This is a genomic window from Clostridium sp. AF32-7AC, assembly GCF_003477925.1.
Classification (GTDB): domain Bacteria; phylum Bacillota; class Clostridia; order Lachnospirales; family Lachnospiraceae; genus Otoolea; species Otoolea fessa.
Genome location: NZ_QUEG01000001.1, coordinates 183,636 through 207,188, shown reverse-complemented (window position 1 = coordinate 207,188; position 23,553 = coordinate 183,636). Strand labels below are relative to the sequence as shown.

Annotated in this window: 22 protein-coding genes and 2 pseudogenes; all 24 read right to left on the bottom strand. The window is 37.8% G+C overall.

Annotation, left to right across the window (positions count from 1 at the left end; translation table 11 throughout):
- Positions 1–288: 288 nt before the first annotated feature.
- The 24 genes and pseudogenes from DWZ45_RS01110 to DWZ45_RS00995 all read right to left on the bottom strand — a co-directional run bounded on the left by DWZ45_RS01110 (position 289) and on the right by DWZ45_RS00995 (position 23,548).
- A complete protein-coding gene (locus DWZ45_RS01110; protein ID WP_118467153.1) occupies positions 289–2,733 on the bottom strand; it encodes an FtsX-like permease family protein in 2,445 nt (814 codons plus the stop codon).
- Complete coding sequence (locus DWZ45_RS01105; RefSeq protein WP_107001136.1) at positions 2,730–3,404, bottom strand: ABC transporter ATP-binding protein; 675 nt, start codon at positions 3,402–3,404, stop codon at positions 2,730–2,732. The genes DWZ45_RS01110 and DWZ45_RS01105 overlap by 4 nt, the downstream gene beginning before the upstream one ends.
- A 113-nt stretch (positions 3,405–3,517) precedes the next feature.
- The gene (locus DWZ45_RS01100; protein WP_118467151.1) at positions 3,518–4,783 is read right to left on the bottom strand and encodes a HAMP domain-containing sensor histidine kinase; all 1,266 of its coding nucleotides are present in this window, start codon (positions 4,781–4,783) and stop codon (positions 3,518–3,520) included.
- Complete coding sequence (locus tag DWZ45_RS01095; protein ID WP_008120506.1) at positions 4,759–5,448, bottom strand: response regulator transcription factor; 690 nt, start codon at positions 5,446–5,448, stop codon at positions 4,759–4,761. Before DWZ45_RS01095 ends, DWZ45_RS01100 begins: the two co-directional genes overlap by 25 nt.
- Before the next feature lie 240 nt (positions 5,449–5,688).
- The gene (locus DWZ45_RS01090) at positions 5,689–5,862 is read right to left on the bottom strand and encodes a DUF262 domain-containing protein (RefSeq protein ID WP_227589609.1); all 174 of its coding nucleotides are present in this window, start codon (positions 5,860–5,862) and stop codon (positions 5,689–5,691) included.
- A 3-nt stretch (positions 5,863–5,865) separates the two neighbouring features.
- The gene (locus DWZ45_RS01085; RefSeq protein ID WP_055166464.1) at positions 5,866–6,081 is read right to left on the bottom strand and encodes a helix-turn-helix transcriptional regulator; all 216 of its coding nucleotides are present in this window, start codon (positions 6,079–6,081) and stop codon (positions 5,866–5,868) included.
- Positions 6,082–6,241: 160 nt separating this feature from the next.
- The gene (locus DWZ45_RS01080) at positions 6,242–6,802 is read right to left on the bottom strand and encodes a hypothetical protein (protein ID WP_333491419.1); all 561 of its coding nucleotides are present in this window, start codon (positions 6,800–6,802) and stop codon (positions 6,242–6,244) included.
- Positions 6,803–6,840: 38 nt separating this feature from the next.
- A pseudogene (locus DWZ45_RS01075) lies at positions 6,841–7,068 on the bottom strand (type II toxin-antitoxin system RelE/ParE family toxin); the annotation flags it as partial.
- Positions 7,069–7,169: 101 nt separating this feature from the next.
- On the bottom strand, positions 7,170–7,478 hold the full coding sequence (locus tag DWZ45_RS01070; RefSeq protein ID WP_118467149.1) for a type II toxin-antitoxin system RelB/DinJ family antitoxin: 309 nt from the start codon (positions 7,476–7,478) through the stop codon (positions 7,170–7,172).
- A 234-nt stretch (positions 7,479–7,712) separates the two neighbouring features.
- A pseudogene (locus DWZ45_RS01065) lies at positions 7,713–7,985 on the bottom strand (hypothetical protein); the annotation flags it as partial.
- 433 nt (positions 7,986–8,418) lie between these two features.
- Positions 8,419–10,119: a DUF262 domain-containing protein gene (locus tag DWZ45_RS01055; protein WP_118467148.1), complete on the bottom strand. Its 1,701-nt coding sequence runs from the start codon at positions 10,117–10,119 to the stop codon at positions 8,419–8,421.
- Positions 10,120–10,250: 131 nt separating this feature from the next.
- Entirely contained in the window at positions 10,251–10,496 is a 246-nt protein-coding gene (locus tag DWZ45_RS01050; RefSeq protein WP_227589610.1) for a 23S rRNA methyltransferase, read from the bottom strand.
- 229 nt (positions 10,497–10,725) lie between these two features.
- Positions 10,726–13,812, bottom strand: coding sequence for an AAA family ATPase (locus DWZ45_RS01045; protein WP_117498613.1), 3,087 nt, complete (start codon positions 13,810–13,812; stop codon positions 10,726–10,728).
- Positions 13,799–14,326 carry an ABC-three component system middle component 1 gene (locus DWZ45_RS01040; protein WP_117498611.1) on the bottom strand — a complete coding sequence of 176 codons (528 nt, stop codon included), beginning with the start codon at positions 14,324–14,326 and terminating at the stop codon, positions 13,799–13,801. Before DWZ45_RS01040 ends, DWZ45_RS01045 begins: the two co-directional genes overlap by 14 nt.
- A complete protein-coding gene (locus tag DWZ45_RS01035) occupies positions 14,323–15,693 on the bottom strand; it encodes an ABC-three component system protein (RefSeq protein WP_117498609.1) in 1,371 nt (456 codons plus the stop codon). Before DWZ45_RS01035 ends, DWZ45_RS01040 begins: the two co-directional genes overlap by 4 nt.
- Positions 15,693–16,643, bottom strand: a complete 951-nt coding sequence (locus DWZ45_RS01030; RefSeq protein WP_118467144.1) for a hypothetical protein — start codon at positions 16,641–16,643, stop codon at positions 15,693–15,695. The genes DWZ45_RS01035 and DWZ45_RS01030 overlap by 1 nt, the downstream gene beginning before the upstream one ends.
- A 170-nt stretch (positions 16,644–16,813) precedes the next feature.
- On the bottom strand, positions 16,814–17,614 hold the full coding sequence (locus DWZ45_RS01025) for a PD-(D/E)XK nuclease family transposase (RefSeq protein WP_117498605.1): 801 nt from the start codon (positions 17,612–17,614) through the stop codon (positions 16,814–16,816).
- A gap of 171 nt (positions 17,615–17,785) precedes the next feature.
- Positions 17,786–19,432 carry a recombinase family protein gene (locus DWZ45_RS01020; RefSeq protein WP_118467142.1) on the bottom strand — a complete coding sequence of 549 codons (1,647 nt, stop codon included), beginning with the start codon at positions 19,430–19,432 and terminating at the stop codon, positions 17,786–17,788.
- Positions 19,377–20,366, bottom strand: a complete 990-nt coding sequence (locus DWZ45_RS01015) for a recombinase family protein (protein WP_182426604.1) — start codon at positions 20,364–20,366, stop codon at positions 19,377–19,379. Before DWZ45_RS01015 ends, DWZ45_RS01020 begins: the two co-directional genes overlap by 56 nt.
- Positions 20,353–21,978 carry a recombinase family protein gene (locus DWZ45_RS01010; RefSeq protein WP_227589612.1) on the bottom strand — a complete coding sequence of 542 codons (1,626 nt, stop codon included), beginning with the start codon at positions 21,976–21,978 and terminating at the stop codon, positions 20,353–20,355. Before DWZ45_RS01010 ends, DWZ45_RS01015 begins: the two co-directional genes overlap by 14 nt.
- A 108-nt stretch (positions 21,979–22,086) precedes the next feature.
- Complete coding sequence (locus DWZ45_RS14465) at positions 22,087–22,245, bottom strand: SHOCT domain-containing protein (protein ID WP_182426603.1); 159 nt, start codon at positions 22,243–22,245, stop codon at positions 22,087–22,089.
- A 148-nt stretch (positions 22,246–22,393) separates the two neighbouring features.
- Positions 22,394–22,789: a hypothetical protein gene (locus DWZ45_RS01005; RefSeq protein WP_117498597.1), complete on the bottom strand. Its 396-nt coding sequence runs from the start codon at positions 22,787–22,789 to the stop codon at positions 22,394–22,396.
- A 19-nt stretch (positions 22,790–22,808) separates the two neighbouring features.
- The gene (locus DWZ45_RS01000; protein WP_117498596.1) at positions 22,809–23,156 is read right to left on the bottom strand and encodes a recombinase family protein; all 348 of its coding nucleotides are present in this window, start codon (positions 23,154–23,156) and stop codon (positions 22,809–22,811) included.
- Positions 23,157–23,188: 32 nt separating this feature from the next.
- Positions 23,189–23,548, bottom strand: a complete 360-nt coding sequence (locus DWZ45_RS00995) for a type II toxin-antitoxin system PemK/MazF family toxin (protein ID WP_117498695.1) — start codon at positions 23,546–23,548, stop codon at positions 23,189–23,191.
- Positions 23,549–23,553 lie beyond the last annotated feature (5 nt).

Here is a 23,553-nt window from a genome sequence, read left to right as displayed (position 1 = left end):
TCAACTTCTTACTTTTGCTCATATTATCACCTCATCAAATTCCGATTGAGATTTCACCTGTTTTAAGAGATTTAATAACTGTTATATTTTCTTATTAAATTCTCCGCAAACCCTTGAAAACACTGGATTTGTCGCAGGTGAGCTTTCCCTTATTTTTTCCCTTGTGTTATATATTCCCATATAAGTTTACGAACTCTGATAAGGGAAAATACAAGGGCACAGAATCTTTTGACGTATACTCGCAAACAAAGCTGTCACTCATTGTCCGAGTGACAGCCTGGTTACTTGCTATCCCTGATACCTTATTCTTTCAACCAACGTTTCCTTTTTCAGATTACTGCTTAAAACGAGGGAAAGCACAATCTGCAACAGACCGACCAAAAAAATCATAATAAAAATTGGTACGATTGGAACATGATAGATATTCATTCCAAATATTCCATTATGCTTTGCATAGGCAAAGAGCACGTAGCCAAGTGGCAGACCAACGACAAGTGCTACACATATGGTGCCAACCGTAAAAATCAGTCCCTGTAACTGCAGACATAAATTTAATTGTTTATTTGTCATACCCACAGCCTGTAATACACCATATTCCTGCTTTTTTGTCGTAATATTCATGATCATGGTGTTTGCCATATTCATAAAACCGATGAATCCTACAACCGCCATAAACAGATAACAGCCAAGCTTCATCGTGCGAGCTGAGAATTCTGCAGATTGTAACTGCGCATGATAAGTACCCATTTTTATATGCGAAGTATTAGAAATCAATGTATTCAGATTTTGCTCCACAGATGCCACATCTTTTTTGTCACAGTCCACCCACAGATAGCCATAGGCTGTTCCTCTCGGATTCATGGAACGGTATACACCTTCTGGAATGACAAGATAAGTGTCCGCGCTTACAAAGGATCCTGCAATCTTTCCCTGATAGGTATAGGTTTCACTTCCATTCTCAAAGTCAAATACAATGGATTCACCCGGAGCATATCCATCTTGTTCCATCCACGTTGACCAGCCAAAGAAAATATCACCATTCTTTACCGCCTGATCATAGTCCATAGAGCCAATATCCCCGTCCTGGCGCATAAAATCAAAATCATTTTTACTCACAATATCAGCCGGAAATCTTGTTCCGTTCAGATTTACAGAGACTATCTCTCTCGTCATGACATCTGTCACTCCCGGAATGCTTTTGATTTCTTCAATCAGCGAATCATTCAATGGATCATCCGTCAGAATCGTATCCAGATTATTCTCCGGATATCTTTCATCATACTCAGCAGAATAGTCAAGCTGCAGTTCAAATTGTCCATGATTAACGGAAAGACGTGCTTCATGCTCCGTGTCAATATTTCCCACATAATTAGAGATAATCACAAACAATACGCAAGAAAAACCCATTGTGAGGATAGTACCAATAGTTCTTTTGGGATTACCCGTTACATTTGCCATTGCCATAGAAAACACGGTGACATTTTTTCTGCCATTTCGTTTTCCTTTTTTTTGTGTTTCTGCATTTTCTAAATACCGTGTTGCTTCGATAGGTGAAATCCATGAAACAATTTTCATTGGTTTACGCAGTGCCAAAGCAACGGTAAGAAATGATACGAAAATACAGAGAAACATAACAGGCAGGGAAAACAGAGGCACCTGCTGATTTTGAACTCCCATAGAGCCAGTTCCGGTTGATACAAGGTTCCCCTGTTCTACCAGCCAGTTAAAACCGCATTTTGCAATCAGAAAGCCAAACAGCAGCCCCAGCGGTATCGAAGGAACCGCCAGAAGAATGCCCTCACGAAAGATCAACTGCTTCATCTGCTTTCTGGTTGCACCCAGCGCCTTGATTTTTCCGTACTCCTGAACCTTCTGGGCGATCCCGACCTGGAAGATATTATAAATGACCCCAACGGAAAACAGCACGATTCCGAGGATCAGGGTTCCACAAACCACAATCATTTCATAACTCGGCTGCAAGACCCATTGCAAATAGAGATCATTGACTATAACGTTTTTTTCTTCGATCCCACAGGCTGCTGCAAACTGCTTTATAACCGAATCAATATTATTCATAGATACATTTGCAGAATCATTTAAAGTAAAATAAATATTATACTGTCTGTCATTCTCTGCGACGTGCTCATCATAAAACTCCTGTGACCCGAAAGCAACATAAGATGCCTCGATGGTATACTCATCCCGATCATATAGGATTCCACTGACAACAAATTCTTCCGGCTTATATTCTGACTGCATCCCTGCGCGGTAATCCAATGTCACCGTATCCCCGACTTTTACATCACCATACCCCATTGCACGGAAAAATGCTCTTCCTGCGGCAATTTCCTGCATTTTTTCCGGATACTTTCCTTCCTTTAACTCATATTCTTTATTATAGGGAAGCATTTTTTTTACAGTCTCATCCATGCAGACAAACCCGCCTTTTTCATTGCCTTTTATGACACCTTCGGTGCACATAGTGCCTGTAGCATCTATTTCCGCACGGCGGTTTACTTCTTTTAACTGCGATCCGTCTGCGGAAACAAACAGACCATAATTGCTTCCATATGAGCCTGCCGCCTGACTTTTCTGTAAATGAATTACCCCATTTCCCACAGTACTGATGATAACAAGCAGCATCGTGGTCAGACATATGGACATCATGATCAGTATACTTCTTGTCTTGTTCTTTTTGTCATTGCTATGTGCAATCCTGCTTATTGTCTTCATCTGAAATCCACCACCTGTCCATCCTCAATCACCAGAATGCGATCAGCGACCTGTGCGATTTCGTCATCATGGGTAATCATTACAATCGTCTGACCATATTTTTTTGCTGTCATTTTAAGCAGTGCAATCACCTCATCACTGGTCTTAGAATCAAGATTGCCTGTCGGCTCATCTGCAAATATAATTTCCGGACGATTCACCAGTGCTCTTGCAATCGCTACTCTCTGCTGCTGTCCTCCGGATAACTGATTTGGCAGATTGTAAATCCTCTTTTCAATCCCCAGAGTTGCAATAATATCATTTACATACGCTTCATCCACTTTTCTTCCATCCAGCCCCAGTGGCAGTACAATATTTTCCCATACATTAACAGATGAAACCAGATTAAATGCCTGAAAAACAAATCCGATTTTTCTTCTGCGGAAAACAGCAAGAGCATCTTCTTTCATCCTGTATAAATCTTTCCCTGCTAAAGTAACACTGCCTTTTGTCGGGGTATCAAGCCCTCCAAGCATATGAAGTAATGTACTTTTACCGGAACCTGACTTTCCAACAATTGCGACAAATTCTCCCCGCTCAATCTGAATGTCCACCTGATTGACCGCTTTGACCTGATTCTCACCTGCGCCATAAAACTTACAAAGCTGCTTGGTTTCTAATATCACACTCATGTGTTGCCTCCTTTTCATCTTACATCCAAATTGTATCAGGGCAATCTTTCATTTCACTTTCAAAAAACGAGCAGAAGTCTTACAGAATTGTAAGATTTCTGCTCACTTAAAATTTAACCAACATATGGTAATTGAATCACAAACATGCTTCCTTTTTTCTTTTTGCCGGAGGTTACCGTAATCGTACCTGCGTGTTTTTCGATAATTTCTCTCGATAGAAAAAGTCCGATTCCTGTACCACTCTTTTCCATGACCTCCTTGGAACTTCCTCTGTAAAATCGTTGAAAAATTTTGTGATACTCATTCTGCGGAATACCAATTCCCTGATCCTCAATTTCCATTCTTACAAGATCGTTTCTTTTTTGTAACCGGATAAATATTTTTGAACCACACGGACTGTACTTGACCGCATTATCCAGAACGTTGATCACAGCTTCACCAAGCCACCTTTTATCCTGCATAATCGTGCATGTTTCCAGCTCTTTTTCATAGTCAAAAACGAATTCAATTTCTTTCTCATCCGCTTTAGGATAAGTGCGGTTCACAGCAGATATGACAGTATCCATAAGCGGAAGTTTTTTCTTATTAATCTGAATCAGTCCAGTTTCCATCTTGGATATTTCAAGAAGCGACTGCAATAATGTCTCCAGTCCATCCAGAGCACTCCGACAACGGATACGAAACTCCTCCTGTTCTGTGGCACTTAAGTCATTCTGCATCAGCACACTAAAACATGTATCCAAAGCTGCAACCGGTGTTTTTAACTGGTGAGAAATATCAGAAACCATTTCTTTCGTGTTCTCCTTTTCTGCCCTTGCTTCTTCCTTTATCAACTGAATATGATGTCCGATTGCTTCAAGCTGGTCATTCAATTTTTCCAGTTCTGCATGATTTTCCGTTTTCAGTAAATCATCAAATTTATTTTCACGGAATCTGATCAGAATTTCTTCCAACTGGTCTAATATTTTCTGATGACACGCATCTTCTGTCTTCTTCCAATAAAATAAAATAATCAAAAGAAGCACGCATATCACAGTGCTTACAGCACCGGTCACCATAACCTGATGCCGGAATTGCGAATAAAATGCATTCCCTTTATTCCCCCAGTATCCATATTGCTCCAATAATCGCCTTCCCTGTTCGTTGGTTTCAATATCCTTATCCTTAAGCAATTCCGAAACAGCATCCAGCCCGGAAAATTTTTCCTTTGCAGCAATCTCTGTCATAAGATTCATTTTATATTTATAATCTTCATAAAACACATACGTGGTAAAGCAATTTAATATTGCAAACAATACTATGACAGGTAATACCAAGGAGAGCACTACTGTAATTTTCTTGCGATATCTCTTTGTCACTGCCTTACCTCCTGATTCCATATATACCCAAGACCTCTGATATTCTTTATATAGACCGGTGCAGCCGGATTGTCTTCGATTTTCTCACGGAGTCTTCTGATATTGACAGCGATTGTATTTTCATCCACAAAATCCCCTTCCAGATCAAACACATTTTCCAATATTTGTGTTTTTGAAAGAATCTGTTTCGGATTCTGAAGAAAAAAAGTCAGCATTTTCAACTCCGTTTTTGTCAGACTGATTTCACGACTCTTTATCAGGACTTTCATTTCTCCTGCGATAAATACGATATCTCCCGAAATCATCTTTCCGGCTTCCGTTTTCTCCTGTCTTCGGCGGAAATGTGCTTCTATTTTCAAAAGAAGTACCGAAAGACTAAACGGCTTTGTAATATAATCATCTGCCCCTGCTTCATATCCCATGACCTGATCCATCTCCTGATCTAGTGCTGTAAGACAAATAATGTATGTATTATAATTGCATCTCATCCACCTTACAAATTCCAGTCCATTCCCATCCGGAAGATTCACATCACAAATGGTAACATCCACATTATTATCACTTGCAATTCTTTTCGCTTTTTTCACTGATTCTGCTGAAAAAACCTCATATCCGGATTTTTTCAGTGAAAATGTAATTCCACGATTTAAATTTTCATCATCTTCAACCACGAGTATACCTGGCATAGCATATGCACCTCTCTTTATTAACTATATATATCAGCTGGGAGATGACTCCCACCTCTATAGGTGGTGAGAAACAAGCTTGTATCAGTGGGGGAGTCAATCCCCCAGCTGATATAGCCTCCGGCAGGATTGCAGAGGTGCGCAGTAGAAGTATGTCATGCAATTGCATGACGCGCACCTCGCAGCAAGAATGCCGAGGCATTCTTGAATTAATATCAGAGTACTGCTTCTTCAATTCTCTCATCGTTTGTATCTCCAAAAGATAAAACAATAGTCTTGCATTACACTGTCAAAAAGTCTCTCAATTTGTGCGGTACTCCATACAAATTCTCTTTGAATTGACGGGAGAACATATTTATTAGCACAAATATCCTTCACGACTTCTGCTATCGTTAATGGTGACTCATATGCCATTGATTATGCCTCCTCCTTTTTTACATATGTGAGCTGAATATCATAACCGAGAGCATCCAGCATCTCTACAAAAGTTTTATTAATAACGCCATCGCCCTTTTTGATGATACGATTTACATATTGTCCTGTTGAACCAATCATCTCTCCCAGCTGTGCCTGTGTTTTTCCAGCTTCTATACACTTGATTTTTACATCTACTTCTATATTATTTTTCAGCATTCGTATCACCTCATCTGAAATTTGTAAAATAACACTAATCGGATAATATTATAACACATCTTTGCTTTCACTTCAATCTACTCATCTCGAAATTTGCACTTTGTACACATAGCAAAAACACCCAGGACATAAATCCCGAGTGTCGTATCTGCTTCATACCTTATTCTGCTTTCATTTCAGTGCCGTCTTTGAATATCACCGTCACAGCGATTTCTTCCTGCAGGGCATCACGCTTGGCTTCCAGTTCAGAATTATCGCAAAGCATCTTTTTTACTGCTGTAATTGCTCCGGAAATTTTAGGAACAATCGTCATCATCGTATTGACGCTTTGGCCATCAACGGTAGACATGGAGTCTTTCGTGATACCCATTGTCGCCTGTACCTGGGACATCGAACTTTCAAAATCCGCTGCCGTTTTAAGAGAAGCAGCTCCCATACCAGTAACTGCTGCAGTCACCGGTAGGAGCTTCTGACCGGCACTCGAAATATTATCTCCTGTAGTCTTAAGCTTCTCACCAGTAGCTGCAATCTTCTGCATGGCTGTAGCTGACTGATTTGCCTGTGTTTCTAATTTCTTTAAATCCTGCTCTGTCTCAATGATTTCTCTTTGAAGTGCGTCATACTGTTCCTGAGAAATATCGCCATTTGCAAGAGCTGTGTTTGCCTGCTCTGCTCTTTCCGTAAAAATTGGCATAAAAAAAGCGCAGATTTCTCCAGGCATGAAAAAAGCACCAACCATTTCTGATTAATGCTTTCAAATTATTTTGTTTTTGTAAATCTGTTTAATTGCGTATTCACATCTCGTCCACCGTACATAACACGGATAATCGTAACCACTTGTGTATCATCATCCGGAATATATAGAACAAGATAATTGTCTACTGGCGCTACACGTAGCCCTCGACTTTTCCATGGTTTCAATTCATATTGTCGATATCTCTTCGGCATATGATCAAGATCCATAATACATGCTTCAAGCCTATCAAACTGACCACTTGCATTTTCTGGTGCCTACAGTTCAAAAGCAATGTATTCGAAGATTCCACGATGGTCTATCTCGGCCTGATCTGAAATCACGATATCATAAATCATAAATTGTAATCCTTGCGGATATCAGCAAAAACAGATTTTGCTGCTCTAGTATGACCAGCCTGCATATCCGCATATCCTTTCTCTAGTTCTGCATTCACCTGTGCTTCTGATAATGCACTAACGTCTACAGGACGAGCGGATGGCATTTTCACTTCAAAAGGAAGTCCTCTTTGAAGAATAATTTGTTTGTAAAACATATTTATTGCATTGGATGCAGGAATTCCTAATGCTGCTAAGATTCCTTCTGCCTGTTCTTTTACATCGGGCTCAATGCGTGCGTATAAATTTGCTGATTTTGTTGCCATAGTAAACACCCCTTTCGAATTTTTTCTAACTCTATTACATCCATTTGTCCGGACAAAAGCAATACAAAATCAGTATTTTACAAATTGTTCATACTCCAAAAGCTACCAGTTCATTAAAATTTGTCGAAGTCCTCCTGAGTCGCCACTTCCATATATCCTTTATAATCATCGTTGCTGTTTTCAGCATACATATCATTCACGAGGCCAATGGTAAGCAAATCCAGGTCTCGGATACTAATCCCCATCTGTACGCAACGAAGCAAAAATAAAGGTGTTGTCATCGAGCGATCTGTTGGACGAAGTTTTTTTAGCACTTACATCCGTCTGAACGTTTAACCCCCAGAGCTCAATGAGCTGTGGAAGAACCTGATAGATTGAGAACGTATTAAATCCATCTAACCATTCTTCTGGCGTATCCGGAATATTGGCATCTGCATGCTTTGCCATCACATAAGCGATGTTCTCAAACATCTCAAGTGAAAATGTATCAAGCGTAGATGCGTCCTCCACATTTTTGTCCGCCCCCCCGTCACTTAAAGATTCAGCTGACTTCTTATGTGGATGAGATATTCCCTGAATTGCAGTATTTCTTCAAATCAGGTCTGCATCAAAAATCTGTCTATGCGCTTCTCAAGGACGCACCAACACCGGAAACTATTGCTTCTATGCTATGACTCATCTGGCTCATCTTCTCAAAGTGAACTCGCATGGACACTTTGACAAAGAGATAGATTTGTTTAAAAGCGCCCACCAGGGAGCCTTATTAAGGTTACCCATTTTTACCACGAAAAGGATTTATTAATTTCTAGCTAATTTAAGCTTGACTTTTCATAGCTGGTCTCCTGTATTCGATTTTTCTCCGAATCCAGCTGATCGTGCCCCTGTTCATATCAATTTCAAGGCAGCTGAACGCTTAGTTAACAAACGTGATACATCGTTATTAATCCTTTGAAAAATCAAACTGATTTAATTCCAAAACATTATTAAATATAAGTTTAGCTAAGAATTCTGTCCTCTTTTGCGGATCAAAACTTTTACTTTTATACTGTTTTACAACACCCCGACAAGAAAAAAATGTAGATTTTTCATATACATCCCATTTTTCGCTTAACGGTTTCTTGCCGAGATTTCCATTTAATTTCTCTTCTAGAGGAATTAAATTACCTATCTGAGAATTTTTTATATCTTCAGCATCCGGAAGCATATGCTCTATAGAAAACTCAGAGACTTCATTTCTTTGAGAGACAAACTTTTCAATCACTTCAAGAACCACTTGAACACGTTTTTTGTTTTTATCTCCTGTATAAAGACCAAAATGTTTAGACCAACCAATATTTTTAAAAGCATTTAAAAACCACTCATAGCCCGGTAATTTTCCTTTTAGGTCAGTGGAAAATTCCTGTAATACCTCATCAGAATAATTCTCTTCAAGGAGCTTTGAATACTTAAACACCACATCTTCTAATTTATTGGATTTTTCTTCTCCAATAATTGTATAACACACAAAAAAATTATAAATATATTTTAGAGTAAGCTCATATTTCTTTGCATCAAGAATTTCCTTTTCTTTTTGATGCATTAAGCTAAGTAGGATCGGTCTAAATTGTTCAAATCTTTTCACTCTAAAAAAGTCAAAAATCTCAAGTTCAGTGGAACTACAATTTCCTTCCCTTCCATTGCTTGGATGTATTAGCTTTTCATAGTATTCTGATTTTAACTTAATATCATTATACAAATCCGCAACTTGTTTCCCACGACTGTTTTTTTGAATAGCTTGGTATGGTGAATTATATTTATCTCGTATGTCTCCATAACGATGAATTGCATAGTGCCGTACAAACTTATCAATGGATGATCCAAGGACTCTTTCCATATCCTCCCATTTCGTTTTTGCCTCGTCACGTAGTTCAACAGGTTGAATATATCGCATAATATAATTTTTTAACAACTCATGTGATGCCAAATCCTGTCCTCTAGCGTTTAATATCTCAAAAATAGTGTACGAATCTTCCTCAGATGATGATTCTATTTTAACAGCCGTCATATCTAAAAGTGTTGCTCGTATATCTCTAAGTCTCTCTTGACTATCTTTTACTAATTCTAAATCTTCCTTAATAGAAAAGTAGAAAAATTTTATAGCATCACCAATATTCTTATCTCTTGATTTAGACAGAATATGTGTATCAACAAAAGCAGTAATTGACATTTTAGGATCTTTGATATTAATCATACCAGCAATGATATGACTAATTGACGTATGAAATTCTGAATTAAGAATAACCATATCTTGATTTCGATTATCCTTTGACTGAAGATACGAAACTGTTCCCCAAAAATCATCCATCATATCATTTTCATGAAAGTGTTTCATAATTGCAACCAGAAACAACGTAATAGTTGTTAGTCTTTGCTGACCGTCAATAATTGTATAATAAGATAGTCCATCTTTTTTGGAACCCTTTTTCAAAACGATACTTCCAATAAAATGAGGCTTCTCTTCTGTTATTGAAAACAATACATCTTCAAAAAGATCTTGCCAACTGGATTTTTTCCAAACATATCTGCGCTGATTTCGAGGAATATCAAAAACAACTTTATTTAGAATGTCACTAATAGGATAATCTTTCGCTTCAAAAGACATTCTTCTCCTTCTTTCTATCTGTAAATTTTGAAAAGCAAGTATACTTATCGTGATAATCTTTTGTTTGTGTTTCAATTAATTATACAGAAAAACAATAAATTTGTATAGAAAAGCACAAAAACAACAATAGTTTATATCATTCCAAAATATCTCAACGCATCTATGATAGCCGATTCCTTTTCTGGTGGGCATTTCGGCTGTCTGACATTTTCAGACTTTGGTTTGTTATAGTTCTCACGCTCGATAATACCGTATTTTTGTTTGACCTGGGCTATATAGAGGTGACTGACCTTCAAGCCGGTATGTTCAAAGACATACTCCTTAATTTCCTCATAGGTAGCTTTACTCTCCGCAGATGTCAAATCCAATTCGTCCATATCCAGTCTCACATTCACATGATGCTTCGCCTCGTGAAGTTTGGACAATAAACATACCGTCTCCACATGTGTTGAGGGTGTGATTTAGATTCCCGGAAGGCGGAATTAACCTGCAAAAGAAACCGCTTTATCCTTTCTCTATCGAACCTATCCTAAATTTTATTCATGTAATATATCACGATACCTTCATTTTATATATTTTTTTCACCTTTTTAACATCCCCCTCCACTTACAGCACTTCATCTTCCACAACTATACCTTCATCTTTAAAAACTAAAAATTTAGAATTATAGTATTTGGGATTTAATTTAACTTTCATAATTTCATAAAAATTTTCCTCATGAGTTGAAATAATTATCTGCCAGTCTGTTTCACTTATTATAGTTCTAATAACATCGATAAATGATAAGACATTTAAATCGTCAAAATGTCCAATAGGATCATCAATAAAAATAGTTTTAACTTCAGGATTATGTGAAGAAAGTGCACCGCCCAAAAACACACTTAGTGCAACTGTATTAAGTTGAGCTGAGCTAAAAAACAGTTCAGGTACTACTCCATCTTCTTCGTCATTTAGAACCTTAACATATAATTCCGGTTTCCCGTCATCACTAAACTCAATTTGATATTGCAATCGCCTAAATCGTTTATGTGGCTCTATCTTTTCATATATATGACTAATCGTAATTCCACCAAATATCTTTTTTATATGTTCTTCCAGTTGTTTTTGTGCAGACAGAAAAATTTGTTTTGCAATTTGTAATTTACATTCGCCAAATTCCTTTTCCATCTGTAATTTTGTTCTTTCTTCTTCTAACCGATTGTATTTTTTTACATATTCTTTTATTGCTAAATCACTTAGGCATTTATTTAAAACTTCTATTTTTTTCTGTGCTAAATCCTCCTTACATTCAAGATTTTTCTTGTACTTAGCGATAGTTTTGAATGATATGCTTTTCCTCTTGAACACATTATTTTTATACTTTTTATAAGTATCCACCCATTTATCTGGAGTTTTTTCCAAATCATTCAAGAGTAATGAATATCTCTCGATATTTTTATCGCTATATATTCTATACAATTGAAGTAACTTTTCTGTTTCTTCAATTTCTAATAAATTCTTCTCTAGTTCACAGTCATATTCATTTATCAATGCCAAATAATCATCATGTGAAAACAATTGTCTTTGTTCTAAAACCCTCAATTTTTCTTGATTATCTTTGTCTTCATAAAAATTGCTCTTAATTTTTTCTAATTCTTCTAATTGTTTCTTATCTGCTTCAATCCTTATATTAAGTTTATCTATATCTCTTTGCTTTTCATCAGCCTTTCTACTATATTCTTCTATTTTCGTTTTTAAATCAATTGTCTTTTTATCATAAGCTTCTTTAACATATAGTTTAGACACTTCAATAATTTCTACGCCTGTACTCTCACTAACCTTCAATTTTATTTTTTCTTTTTTATCTTTTATTTCCTGAAGATGTTTTTCATTGTCTTCCATCTCTCCTTTATATTCTGCAACCTTATTTTTACAATCTATAATATACTGTTGATTTATATATATCATGTTTTCTAGATTTTCTCTTATATTACTGCACTCGTTCTCGTAATCCTCCTCAACCTTCTTTAGCATTTTTTTATTGATATCCCACTGTTCTTTTGTTGATGATAATATTTCCTGTTGAACGGATAAATCTAATTTATCAATCAGTTCCTGCATATTAGAAAATGGACTCTTACATACCGGGCACGTATGTGTTTTTTCTTTGTAAATTTCCTTTTTCGCTAATGTTAATAATTCATCTAAATTATCATTGTCTTCTTTTATTTTTTCATAATGAGATTTTATTTCCTTTTCCTTTTTTCTGCAATCTGCCAATATATCCTTAAATTTTCTAATTCTTTCATAAAACTGTATTATCCAATCAAACTGCAATAATTCATCTTTCTCTAAAGATTTTACAAATTTTTCATAATCTCCCTCAGATGCCTTTACCAAATACTGTAGTTCCTTTTCATATGCATATATTTTTTTCTCAACTTCGTCTTTTTTTTCAATAATCTTATTTCGCTTATTTTCACTTAAAATAGACTTTTCCTGTAGTTCTAACTCCTGTATTTGTGCTGTCCATTCAATGTAATTATCTGATAAATTATTTAATTTTAAAGAATATGATTTTCGACTTTCCTCAAGAGCTTCAATGTTTTTGCAAATATTCTGTCGTTGCAAATCATTATTTTGTATATCTATATTTGTTTGTGTATATTTTGTTTGTGTTTCTAAATATTTTTGATATTCTACAAACCACCGTTCATCAAATACATTTGCTATGCTGTCCCGATTTTTTCTAATCTTATTCATTTTTGAAAGTAGAATTTTCTTTTTTTCCAAAAATTCTTTTTTTTCTTTACACTTTATTATTATTGCTTCCCATCTTTTTCTCTTATAAAAAAGTTCCTCTTGATGTTGTTCAATCTCCTTATACTCTTTAAAATAATTTTCCAAGAACTCACACTGAACCCTCAAATAACTACAATCTGATACAAGTTTTTTTAAAGGCTCTACTAATTTTTCTCCTGATAAAAGATTCTGAATATCTATTTTTCCATTTTTACAGTATTGTAACGGTTCCAGCTTTCCAATTCCAGGTATGACCATTTTGTTATATTCTGACACTGCCTTATTAAATTCTGCTACTTTTGATTCTATTTCCAAAACTGTTAATTCTGCCAATAATTTACGTAATTTATCACCACAATCTTCGTTTGCATTACCAATCGTTTTATAAACACTATAAATAGTCTTAAAAAGTTTCCGTTGACTGTTATCCGGATCCCAAAAATTACCCCATTCCTCATACATTTGTGTTGGCTTACTGGCATAGACAAAACTATCTATTTTGCTATGAGGTAAAATTTGTTTCTTATTCACCATATCCTTATACTCGCCGCTTGGCATACCTTTACCATAATCATTTATAGAGTCACTTCTCTTTACTACCGTTCGCCGTCCTTGTTTTCCATCTGAAAATTCTACATTAATTCCTGCGCTTTCATCATTAGAAGCATATCTATTTTTCAAAACATTTCCAGCATATCTTGAAACATTACTTTGCAACTCCTTTTCCAATAGATGGATTTCACCAGTAAAGAACCACTCAAATCCATCAAATAAAGAAGTTTTTCCAAATCCATTTTTCCCATATATGCAAACAAAGTCTACTGGCTTATCATCAGGATTATTAAAATTTATTTCTCTTTTTCCTGAGAAAGCCCTGAAGTTTTCCAAAGTGATTTTACTAATTTTTTTCATTCATTGCCTCCCAAGCACATTCTTCGATATATTTTTCCAGTTCTTTTTCACAATTTTCATCATTAAAAGATGTTATAAAATCCATGCTATCAGTAAAACAACACTGTTCACTATTCTCTTTTTCAATTTTTAAATCAAATAATTTGGAACTTATAATTTGTTCTAATTTTGTTTTATCATCTGGCATTTCTTTTCGCAAAACAATCTTTCTAGAAGAATATTTATTTTGTTCAATATTATATACTACGGAATCTTCCACTTGTGGTTGGAAGAATACAATATATACATTATAAATTTCAATTAGATCATTAAGCCTTTTTTGAACTACTTCTGATACATTATTTACTAGTTCTTTCCAGTTCATTTTTAATGATTCTACGTCAGTAAATTGGCAGCATATAATATGGATAAAATAATCTTCTGCTTTTTGTTTCATGTATATAATTTTACAATCTTCGTCTAAAATATTGTCTTTTAATACTTCTACATCATCAATATAATTATAATCTCTCATTTTTCCAATTCTCCAATATATTCAGCGAACTTTTCCTGTAACTGTTGTATATCTCCTTCTCGAAGCATACAAATTATTTCATCAATATGTATAATTGCTTTTGGTTTAGGATCTTTAAAAATGCTTGTTATATCCAAAGTGTTCCCTTGCACACGGGTAATGTCTCTTAACACATTTTTGTATTCGGAATATGTACACTTCTTTTGATTATCTCTTGGTGATTGTTCTGATCCCCATATGATAATACAATCATTCTCTAATCTATGTGCTAATTCTCTTTGTGATTTCAACGCATAAACAAAATGATTTAATTTTAACTTCGCATGTGTACTTTTTCCTAATCCTTCGCTACACACAAAATATATTGGTGTCTCTTTCGGCTCATTAACTTGGGGCATTGTCAAATCTACATTTTCATTCACTACTTTCAAAAAAACAGCTAAAACTAATAAAAAACCTCTAAAATAATTACATTGATGATAATTTGTTCTATAATGACATTCCTCACAGAAGTTATAAAAACTCCCATTAACAGCCTCTGTCATATCTTGTCCAATCACTTCATCAAGCAGCAAAGACACTTTTTCCATATCTTCCAGTTCTAAATCTACTAGTATTTCTTCTCGAAAATATTCACGTTGATCTGAGAGATTTCCATTTATTTCATTTATCACGGCGGGAACATCGTACTGATTTTCACAGCACATCTTTCTAACAAAATCTGATGTTGTTCCTAACAAATTTCCCCGTTCTGCATTGCTCCCTATAGCCCCCTTATGTATTCCAACCAAAACATATTCTGAATCCAAATTACAAAAAACACCTGCACCCGAAAATCCCTCAACCTCTGAATTTCTATTTGATGCATCAATGCTACTAGACAAAATCCTATATTTCAATGTTGATAGTTCATTATCAACACCAACATACTCAAACTCCATTGTGTCTATAGATAAGGCATAAGATTGCTCTATATGCCCCTCTTTTGGAAATCCTATCATAATCAACTTTTTATTCTGACAAATATTTTTTGCCCCACTTTGAAATGTGGCAAATCTATAGCTCGGAAAATTATCATAAGTATAGTCCAATGCAATAATTCCAACATCTTCGAAGTCTCCTTCATGGCGATATGTTTTTGATATCGCAATCATGTTCTTTTCAACTGACAACTTCACTACATTTTCATAGTGCCAAAACTCAACTTCTATATTTTCGTGATTTTTTATAACGTGCGCTGCTGTGAATACATATATGTGATTCTGTTCACATGATTTCGGCTTCCATAATACTCCACTGCCTAAAACCCTCTGTCCTTCTTTTATCCTAACAGCATATTTATTTAAATCTTCAACATGATTTCCCATTACACTCTTATTTTCTCTTCCCCTATGTATCTCATTACTATTTTATTAGTATCAATATATTTTTTCCTATCATCATTTGTAAAATACCCATTAGACCACCAGTCATAGTTAAGCAAAAATTCCGTATTTTCTTTTTCTTCCAAAAAACGTCGAAGCGTAACCTTATCAACCCTCTTATTAGTTGAAATGATAAATCTCTCTGATTTTATTTGCTTTATTAATTCTCTCGATATATTCCTTGGGCTTCCATGATGAGGCAATTTCACTATTTCAAACTCATCGCAAGCATAATATTTATTTATGGCTCGTAGTATATTTTCAGATGTACTATCTCCTGAAAATAACAATTTTTTATTTTCAAATTCCACACAAATTATAATTGATGCTCTATTTGTTTCTGACGTATCAGACTTATATTCATCTACAGCTTCATCAATATTGCCTAAAAACAAATCTGATGCATGTTCTTGCATTTTATTCCTTTTCTCTATTTTTTTTGCTACATTTAAAACCTCTTTCTCTGTTGGACCAATTACTCTAATCACTCCCCCACAAAAGTTATATTCCTTCCCCTCAAAAACCGGATACTCTATCGAGATTCCTTTTTCTTCAATTAAAGAAACTAAATCAGACACATTATTTGCAGAATGTTCTTGCATATTAGAATATACGCTTGTGCCAACTCCATTTATCCAAACTTTATCAATAATTTTTTCATCTTCATCTTGCAGATATCGAATACATCCTCTTATATGGTCATCATCTATATGTGAAAAAACCAACAAATCTATTCTTTCTTTATTTCCTGTTATTTTATCTATTAAATTTTTGAAACCTGCTGCAAATGTCGAAGGTCCCGCATCTATCACAACATTTACACTTTTCTCTGCAACACAACGAAGCCAAATACAATCTCCCTGGCGAGCTTTTTGTACTTCTATTTCAACCATTTCAGCAACTCCTTTACCTCACATTTTTTATATATTTAGCAGATCTTATTCTAAACAGGTTCATACCATAATCTCTTCACAAAATGCTTCTATAATTATTCATATTACAGGAAAGGGCCGCCGTTGTGATACTGGCAACCCCTTCCACTATTTATGCTCTATTAGTTATATCATGCTCCTTTTTGAGCAGCGAGTTTCTGAATCTCTTCGACTGTAAATCCTGTATGCTTTGCAATCTTCTCATAAGATAACTCACCATCTGCAAGCAAACTGCAAGCAATTTCTTTTCTTTCTTCTAATTTAGCCTCATTCCGCATATCTTCCATCGCCTTACACATAGCAGCCACTCCTTTCTCATCTTCCTTGAAATATCTTACACGTTCTGCCAATGCTCTATACTTCATATCTTTGGCATCGGTACAGGAAAAATCATGCATCAAAATCCCTATAGGCGACTCATCCCGGTATTCACCGTTCACATATAAAATATGTGCCTCATCGCCAAAATTCTCGCCGGTTTCTTTGATTACCCGGTCAATATGATAAATTGGTTTTCCCTTTCCCAGCACATCTCGTTCTGTAATAAAGATTACATAAGTCTCTACCAGATTTTCCAACTTCTCTCCTGGCTCTGTCACATTGGCATCAATCAAACTGCTGTGATACCTGGCTCTTTTTGCTCCCGCACCGCGATCTGCTCTCTGGATTTCCACATTATATCTTTTTCCGGCATGATCTGTGGCATAGATGTCAAAAATAATCGATCTGCCCTGCAAATTTTTAAGCTGATGCTGGATTGCTACCTTTTCCACCTTCAAATCATCCCTGCCAAGCACAATCTGCAGTACCAGCTCCGTACACTCAATATTTTCCTCAAAACATTTTGACATAAAGTCATCATCCATCAGGCGAAATCCACGGAGTCGCTGCAGATCTTCCGGTCTGAACTTTTCTTCCCAATCCTTACTCATGTCTGCTCTTCCTTTCTCTGCCTGTTTTTATCAGAAGCATATACTTCCCCTATCATACCTAAATTTTATCACAGGCACACTTTTGTTGCAAGGTTCATTACAGTTCATTTTATGTTTGAATTTTATGTTTTTAGTCAGGCGGTCCCCGTATTTCTTCCTTAATATCCATTTCTAGTCTTCCCATGCATCCAGCCTCTGCACCATCACGATCCCCGACCGGAACTGGATCTCGATCTTATTCTGGTTGATAACCTTGACCGTCTGAATCAGCCTCCACACCAGGTCATTATCGAATTCCCGGCGTAAAACTCCTGTTTTTTTCATGTAACTATCCATCTCTTCCACTCTCTGGTCATAGGCTTCTGCCAGACGCTGTTCCTTCATGAACTGTTCTTTCTTTTTTCTCAGCTCCTTCAACTGCTCTGTAACGCCCCGGTATTCCCGATCAAAATCTGCCTCTTGGCAGTTTCCCTTGGCACTTTCTTCGATCAGTGTCATCAGACGCTTCTCCTGTTTCTGAATCTCCGTATCGTATTCTGTCGGTTCTGCTTTACTTCCATAGTTTCCGATAATCCGGATCACGTTTTCACGGAACGCCTGTACAAATTCGCCCTGATCCTCTACCACCTTGCTGATAGCCGTCATAATCGCTTCGTGGAGGATTTCCTCTTTTAGAGTCGGGGAATTCCTGCACCGCTCGGAACCATGTTTCAACCGGTTATCACATCTCCACACAGCACTTTTCTTTCCATATTTGGACCATACCTGCCTCCGGTAGGGCTGTCCGCATTCTGCACAGACCATCAAATCCGACAATGCATACTTGCCGCTGTATTTACTTTTTTCTTCTCCCCGTTTTTTCTTAATAGCTGCCCGATAAATATTTCCTCTTCGGGCTTTCTCTTCCTGTACCCGGTAAAATAATTCTTTTGGTATGATGGCTTCATGATCATCCTCGATATAATACTGGGGAACAATCCCCTTATTGGCCACCTTTTTCTTGGTCAGAAAATCTACGGTATAGGTCTTCTGCAGAAGGGCATCTCCCATGTATTTCTCATTGGTCAGCATCTTATCGATCACGGTTGCCTGCCACACGGTATTTCCGGTTACCGTCTTAATCCCCTCTGATTCCAGGATCCTTTTAATCCTATAGCTGCTGTTTCCTTCCAGAAACAGCCGGTAAATTCGCCGCACCAGTTCCGCTTCTTCTGGTACAATCACCAGATTTCCGTCCCTGTCCTTCGTATATCCAAGGAACTTACTGTGGTTGACAATGACCTGTCCTGCTTCAAATCGTCTTACGATTCCCCAGTGACAGTTTTCGCTGATATTCCGGCTCTCCTCCTGTGCCTGGCTGCTCAGGATCGTAATCAGCAGTTCTCCGCTTCCCTCCAGCGTGTTAATCCCTTCTTTTTCAAAAAATACGGCAATGTTCTTTTCTTTCAACTTCCGGATATTGGTCAGGGAGTCTACGGTATTTCTGGCAAACCGGCTGATGGATTTTGTAATGACCATGTCAATCTTTCCTGCCATGCAGTCATCGATCATGGACTGGAAATCCGATCTCTTTCTGGTACTGGTTGCACTCTTTCCATCATCTGCATAAATCCCCGCCAGTTTCCAATTGGGATTACTTTTAATCTTTTCTGTGTAATACTGCACCTGGGCTTCATAGCTGGATTCCTGCTGTTCCATCAAGGTACTGACACGGCAGTAGGCTGCCACCCGAAGGGTTCGCATCTGCGGCCTGATGCTCCGGTCATAAGCTGGCTTTGCCGGTATGACAGATATGTTCTTTTTTACACTTGCCTGCATCGCTGCTTCCCTCCTCTCCATTCTCTTTAATCTGGATTATGACTCCGTTTCTCATATGTACATCCATGGTTCCATTCTTAAAAACCATGATTTTCTCCACCGTCTTTTGAAAACATCCTTCATTAAATTGTTCCTGTTTTCCACCTCTGCACAGGATTTCTGCCATCTGCTCTGCATAATAAGGCTGGCTTTGTATTTCCATGGATTGATACTGTTCCATTGCTCTCTCGTAAAGCAGTGTTTTGATCTCTTCTGCTGAAAACTCTTCCATTTGCAGAAGTTCTTCAATCTGTCTGGTCAGCTTTCTGTATTTAGGTGTTTCCAATGCCACTCTTTCTTTTTGAACCATCTGAGCCAGTTCCGGGTGCTCTGCTACCATATTCATAGCTTCCATAGCCGCACTTTGAATCTGCTCCTCTGACAGAATTCTGTTTCCGCAGGACACCTTCCTTCCCTTCTGATATTTGGAGCATTTCCAGCACCATTTATCTTCTTCTGGCTTTTGCCGCTTCTTTGCATATTTTCGATATTCTAATCCACACTCTCCACAAAAGATCTTCCCATTCAAAATACCTTTGTTTGCATAGCTGTTTGGATGGTACCTGCGTCCCAGTTGACTGGCCTTATTTGCCCGTCTCTCCTGTACCTGTTGAAACAGTTCCTTTGAAATAATTGGCGGATAATATTCATCCCCACAATATCTTGGGTTCTTCAACAAATTTCCGATAGAACCATGATTCCATGAAGGATGTCCGTTTGCATTCAGCACTCCCATCTCTGTCATCCACTTTGCAATTCCATAGATGGTGGCTCCCTCCTGATAATCCTGAAAAATGCGTTGTATCAATTCTGCCTCTTCTGGAATTATCTCTGCCCTGCCATTTTGAATTCGATATCCGATTGGCAAATGCCTTTGCTGTTTAGTTCCTGCCATCCGCCATGTCTCCTTCCTCCAGTGACTCTTCCAGCTCCAAACCATTTTTCAGGCAAAACTGAACTCTCTTTTCTGGATATACCGTCACATGGTCAATAATCATCAAAAATGCTTCTTCATCGTAATCCTCCATCCTGGCTGGGCGGCTCCGAAATACGGTCAGCAGATATTCTGTTTGCATGATCTCCTGCTCAAAAAACTGATCCTCCTCTAAAAGCTGCCTCCTGTGGATCGCTGTTTCCAGTTCTGAATCCAGTTGGTTCCGTCTTTCTATAAAAACAGCAGAGCCAATGTTACCGTCCACCAGGACTTGCCGCAACATATGGCTCTGCTTTCTTAATTCCTCTATTTGATGACTTAACTCCCCAATCTCCTTTTCCTGCTTTGGATCTCTTGGAACCGCTTTGAGTCCTGCCAGCAAAGGTATCAAGATTTCCTCATAATTTCCAGCCAGTCGGTTCCACATCCTGGTAAACAAACACTGGATATCGTCTTCCCGGATTGCCTTTTGACCACAGACCTTTCTGTCCTGAATATGTTTATGGCAGCACCACTGGACTTTTTCATAAGGTTTTCCTATGTATATTTTCTGCCTGCGGAATGTGCTGCCGCACACCCCACACCGAATCCGGCTGCTAAATGCATAACGGTTCTGATATACCTCTGTGTTCTCGACACACTGCTGTTCCTTTCGATATGCACAGAGCTTACGAACTGCTTCCGCTTCTTCTCTGCTGATAATGGGTTCATGGTTATCGCGGATCAGATATTGGGGAAGTTCTCCATGGTTCCGTTTCTTTCTAAATGGTACCCCTTCTGTAGTACAGGTCTTCTGCAAAAGCAGATCCCCTTCGTAAACCGGATTTTTAAGAATTTCTTTAACAGAACCCTCCTGCCAGCCATTCGATTTCCGGCTGGTAGGGATTCTCTCCTCTTGTAAGCTCCGGGCGATTGCATAGGAACCCATCCCTCCCAGGTATGCTTCAAAAATTCTTCGTACCACTGCCGCTTCCTTCGGTTCAATGATCAGATTTCCATCTGGATCTTTACAGTATCCATAAGCAGGCTCACTGATGATAAAGGTACCATTTTGAAATCTCCGTACCACAGACCATCTGACATTGGTAGAAGTATTCTCTGATTCTCCCTGGGCAATGGAACTTAAGATGGTAAGAAGCTGTTCACTTTTTTCAGAAAGGGTATCAACCCGTTCCTTTTCAAAGTATACGCCAATTCCAAGAGCCTTTAATTCACGAATCGCCTGAATGCTGTCTACTGTATTTCTTGCAAATCGTGTGACTGATTTTGTGATAATATAATCATGCTGTCTCCGGCGGCAGTTCTGCATCATCTTCTGAAATTCATCCCGGCCATTCATCTTTGTTCCGCTCCTGTCCTCATCCGCATAGATACCTGAAAAAATCCAGTTGTTTCGTTCTCCAATCATCCGATTGTAATATGCCACCTGTGAGTCAAACGAATGCCTCTGATCTTCGGAATCTGTACTAACTCTACAATACGCACACACTCGTTTTATCTGTGTTTTTTCAAGGGACTGTGTGGTACGAACCGGCTCGATCCGCGTGATTTTCTTTTCCTTTTTTGCCTTCATTTTTCTTCTCCTTTCCTCCATTTTTCAGGATTCAGATATACTTTTCTTATAATCATCTCTCCTGTTAGTACCACACAATACCACAGTTTCTGCAGGATATCCAGGGCTTTAAGCATATACTTTGGAAAGTTCCGGTTCAAATGTCAGGCGGTTTAAAGCATCAATTTTTTCATATTCCTCTGGCAGTAAAAAACCATTTTTCAACATCAGATCCAACAGCTTCACAGCCAGCTTATAATTGACTTCCCTGCTCTCTTTCTTCTCCAAGCCAAGTCCCTCCCCATTTCTTTAATCGATCTGGTAGCTCCCTGCCACTTCAAATGCAATACCAGCAATTACCAAAAAGCTACCGATTCCGACCACTGCAATAATCAATATTCCAATCATTATCATTCTCCCATCCACCCAGTAATTCCTATAACATCTGGTATTCTGCCATCGTAACTGCTTCATCTTCCATAGCAAAGTATTGATTTGACACATTCCGATTCACAGCTAACACTTTACCTGCCTCTTTTTCTCCCATCTGAATTGGTAACAGATGCTGCACAATTCTCCTACATAACTTCTGATCGGGACAAACATCTAACATTCCAAACATGGTGTTCACAACCAGCCTGTCCGCTATGTCAGTTATAATAATTTTTTCTGCTTCGCATCCTCTTGCACCTATAAAGTTCGCCAAATTTTCCGGAGTCAGTGCCAACATATACTCTTTTCTGGCTCCTCCACCATATGGATACTCATAGGCATACCCCATCGTTCCTGTACCCATAATCCGTTCCACCATCTTTTTATCTTCCGGCTTCATTGTAAACTCCTCCTTATTTTTAATGGCTGAATCCAATCTCTCCCTCCATTGGGGAATAAACACGCACTCCATGGCTCTCCTGCAAAATCTGTACCCTTGCCAGCTGCATGGAAGACCTAGACAGGCAGTTCCTATTCATAATCAAAAGCACCTTCACACTACCTTTCTGAACCTGGCTTACAAACTGCCGGAATCCATTTCTCTCCCAAAGTGGTTTTGCTCCTACATCACTGGAGCTCCCGACCACTTCAAGTTCCATCTGGTCTGCATAATCAATCAACTGTTTAAATTGTTCTTTCAATGTGTCATGGGTATCATCCGGTGCATCAATCGCACAATAAATCCATGCCCCTCTTCTCTGTTCCATTCCTGCCTCCTGTCAAACATCCAAACACCATTCTATGCCCGATTTTGTTCTTTTAATCCAAAGCTGATGAGTATAGCCCGATCCACCTTCTGCATCATGCTCCCATTCAAGCTTCCTATGTATCGTTTCAGTCGCATACGATCAATGGTACGCACCTGCTCCAGCAAGATGACCGAATTTCTGCGAAGTCCTCTTACTTCCTGCTCTAGCTGAATATGAGTAGGAATGGAATGCTTCTGAAATCGGCTGGTAATTGCTGCAGCGATTACGGTTGGGCTGTAATAATTGCCAATATCATTTTGAATAATCAAAACCGGGCGGATCCCTCCCTGTTCAGAACCAACAACGGGAGTCAGATCTGCATAATAAATGTCTCCTTTTTTTATCGTGATGTTCA

Bases quoted from the DNA above. Each gene is read 5' to 3' on its own strand.
- DWZ45_RS01025 (WP_117498605.1), bottom strand. From the start codon at position 17,614: ATGAGTAAGGATTGGGAAGAAAAGTTCAGACCGGAAGATCTGCAGCGA.
- DWZ45_RS01110 (WP_118467153.1), bottom strand. From the start codon at position 2,733: ATGAAGACAATAAGCAGGATTGCACATAGCAATGACAAAAAGAACAAG.
- DWZ45_RS01095 (WP_008120506.1), bottom strand. From the start codon at position 5,448: ATGCCAGGTATACTCGTGGTTGAAGATGATGAAAATTTAAATCGTGGA.
- DWZ45_RS01000 (WP_117498596.1), bottom strand. From the start codon at position 23,156: ATGGAACAGAGAAGAGGGGCATGGATTTATTGTGCGATTGATGCACCG.
- DWZ45_RS01040 (WP_117498611.1), bottom strand. From the start codon at position 14,326: ATGAGAGATTATAATTATATTGATGATGTAGAAGTATTAAAAGACAAT.
- DWZ45_RS01005 (WP_117498597.1), bottom strand. From the start codon at position 22,789: ATGAAGCCGGAAGATAAAAAGATGGTGGAACGGATTATGGGTACAGGA.
- DWZ45_RS01070 (WP_118467149.1), bottom strand. From the start codon at position 7,478: ATGGCAACAAAATCAGCAAATTTATACGCACGCATTGAGCCCGATGTA.
- DWZ45_RS01020 (WP_118467142.1), bottom strand. From the start codon at position 19,432: ATGCAGGCAAGTGTAAAAAAGAACATATCTGTCATACCGGCAAAGCCA.
- DWZ45_RS01105 (WP_107001136.1), bottom strand. From the start codon at position 3,404: ATGAGTGTGATATTAGAAACCAAGCAGCTTTGTAAGTTTTATGGCGCA.
- DWZ45_RS01045 (WP_117498613.1), bottom strand. From the start codon at position 13,812: ATGAAAAAAATTAGTAAAATCACTTTGGAAAACTTCAGGGCTTTCTCA.
- DWZ45_RS01080 (WP_333491419.1), bottom strand. From the start codon at position 6,802: ATGCCTGGAGAAATCTGCGCTTTTTTTATGCCAATTTTTACGGAAAGA.
- DWZ45_RS01015 (WP_182426604.1), bottom strand. From the start codon at position 20,366: ATGGCAGGAACTAAACAGCAAAGGCATTTGCCAATCGGATATCGAATT.
- DWZ45_RS01085 (WP_055166464.1), bottom strand. From the start codon at position 6,081: ATGCTGAAAAATAATATAGAAGTAGATGTAAAAATCAAGTGTATAGAA.
- DWZ45_RS01035 (WP_117498609.1), bottom strand. From the start codon at position 15,693: ATGGGAAATCATGTTGAAGATTTAAATAAATATGCTGTTAGGATAAAA.
- DWZ45_RS01100 (WP_118467151.1), bottom strand. From the start codon at position 4,783: ATGGAATCAGGAGGTAAGGCAGTGACAAAGAGATATCGCAAGAAAATT.
- DWZ45_RS01055 (WP_118467148.1), bottom strand. From the start codon at position 10,119: ATGTCTTTTGAAGCGAAAGATTATCCTATTAGTGACATTCTAAATAAA.
- DWZ45_RS01050 (WP_227589610.1), bottom strand. From the start codon at position 10,496: ATGGACGAATTGGATTTGACATCTGCGGAGAGTAAAGCTACCTATGAG.
- DWZ45_RS01030 (WP_118467144.1), bottom strand. From the start codon at position 16,643: ATGGTTGAAATAGAAGTACAAAAAGCTCGCCAGGGAGATTGTATTTGG.
- DWZ45_RS01090 (WP_227589609.1), bottom strand. From the start codon at position 5,862: ATGGCATATGAGTCACCATTAACGATAGCAGAAGTCGTGAAGGATATT.
- DWZ45_RS01010 (WP_227589612.1), bottom strand. From the start codon at position 21,978: ATGAAGGCAAAAAAGGAAAAGAAAATCACGCGGATCGAGCCGGTTCGT.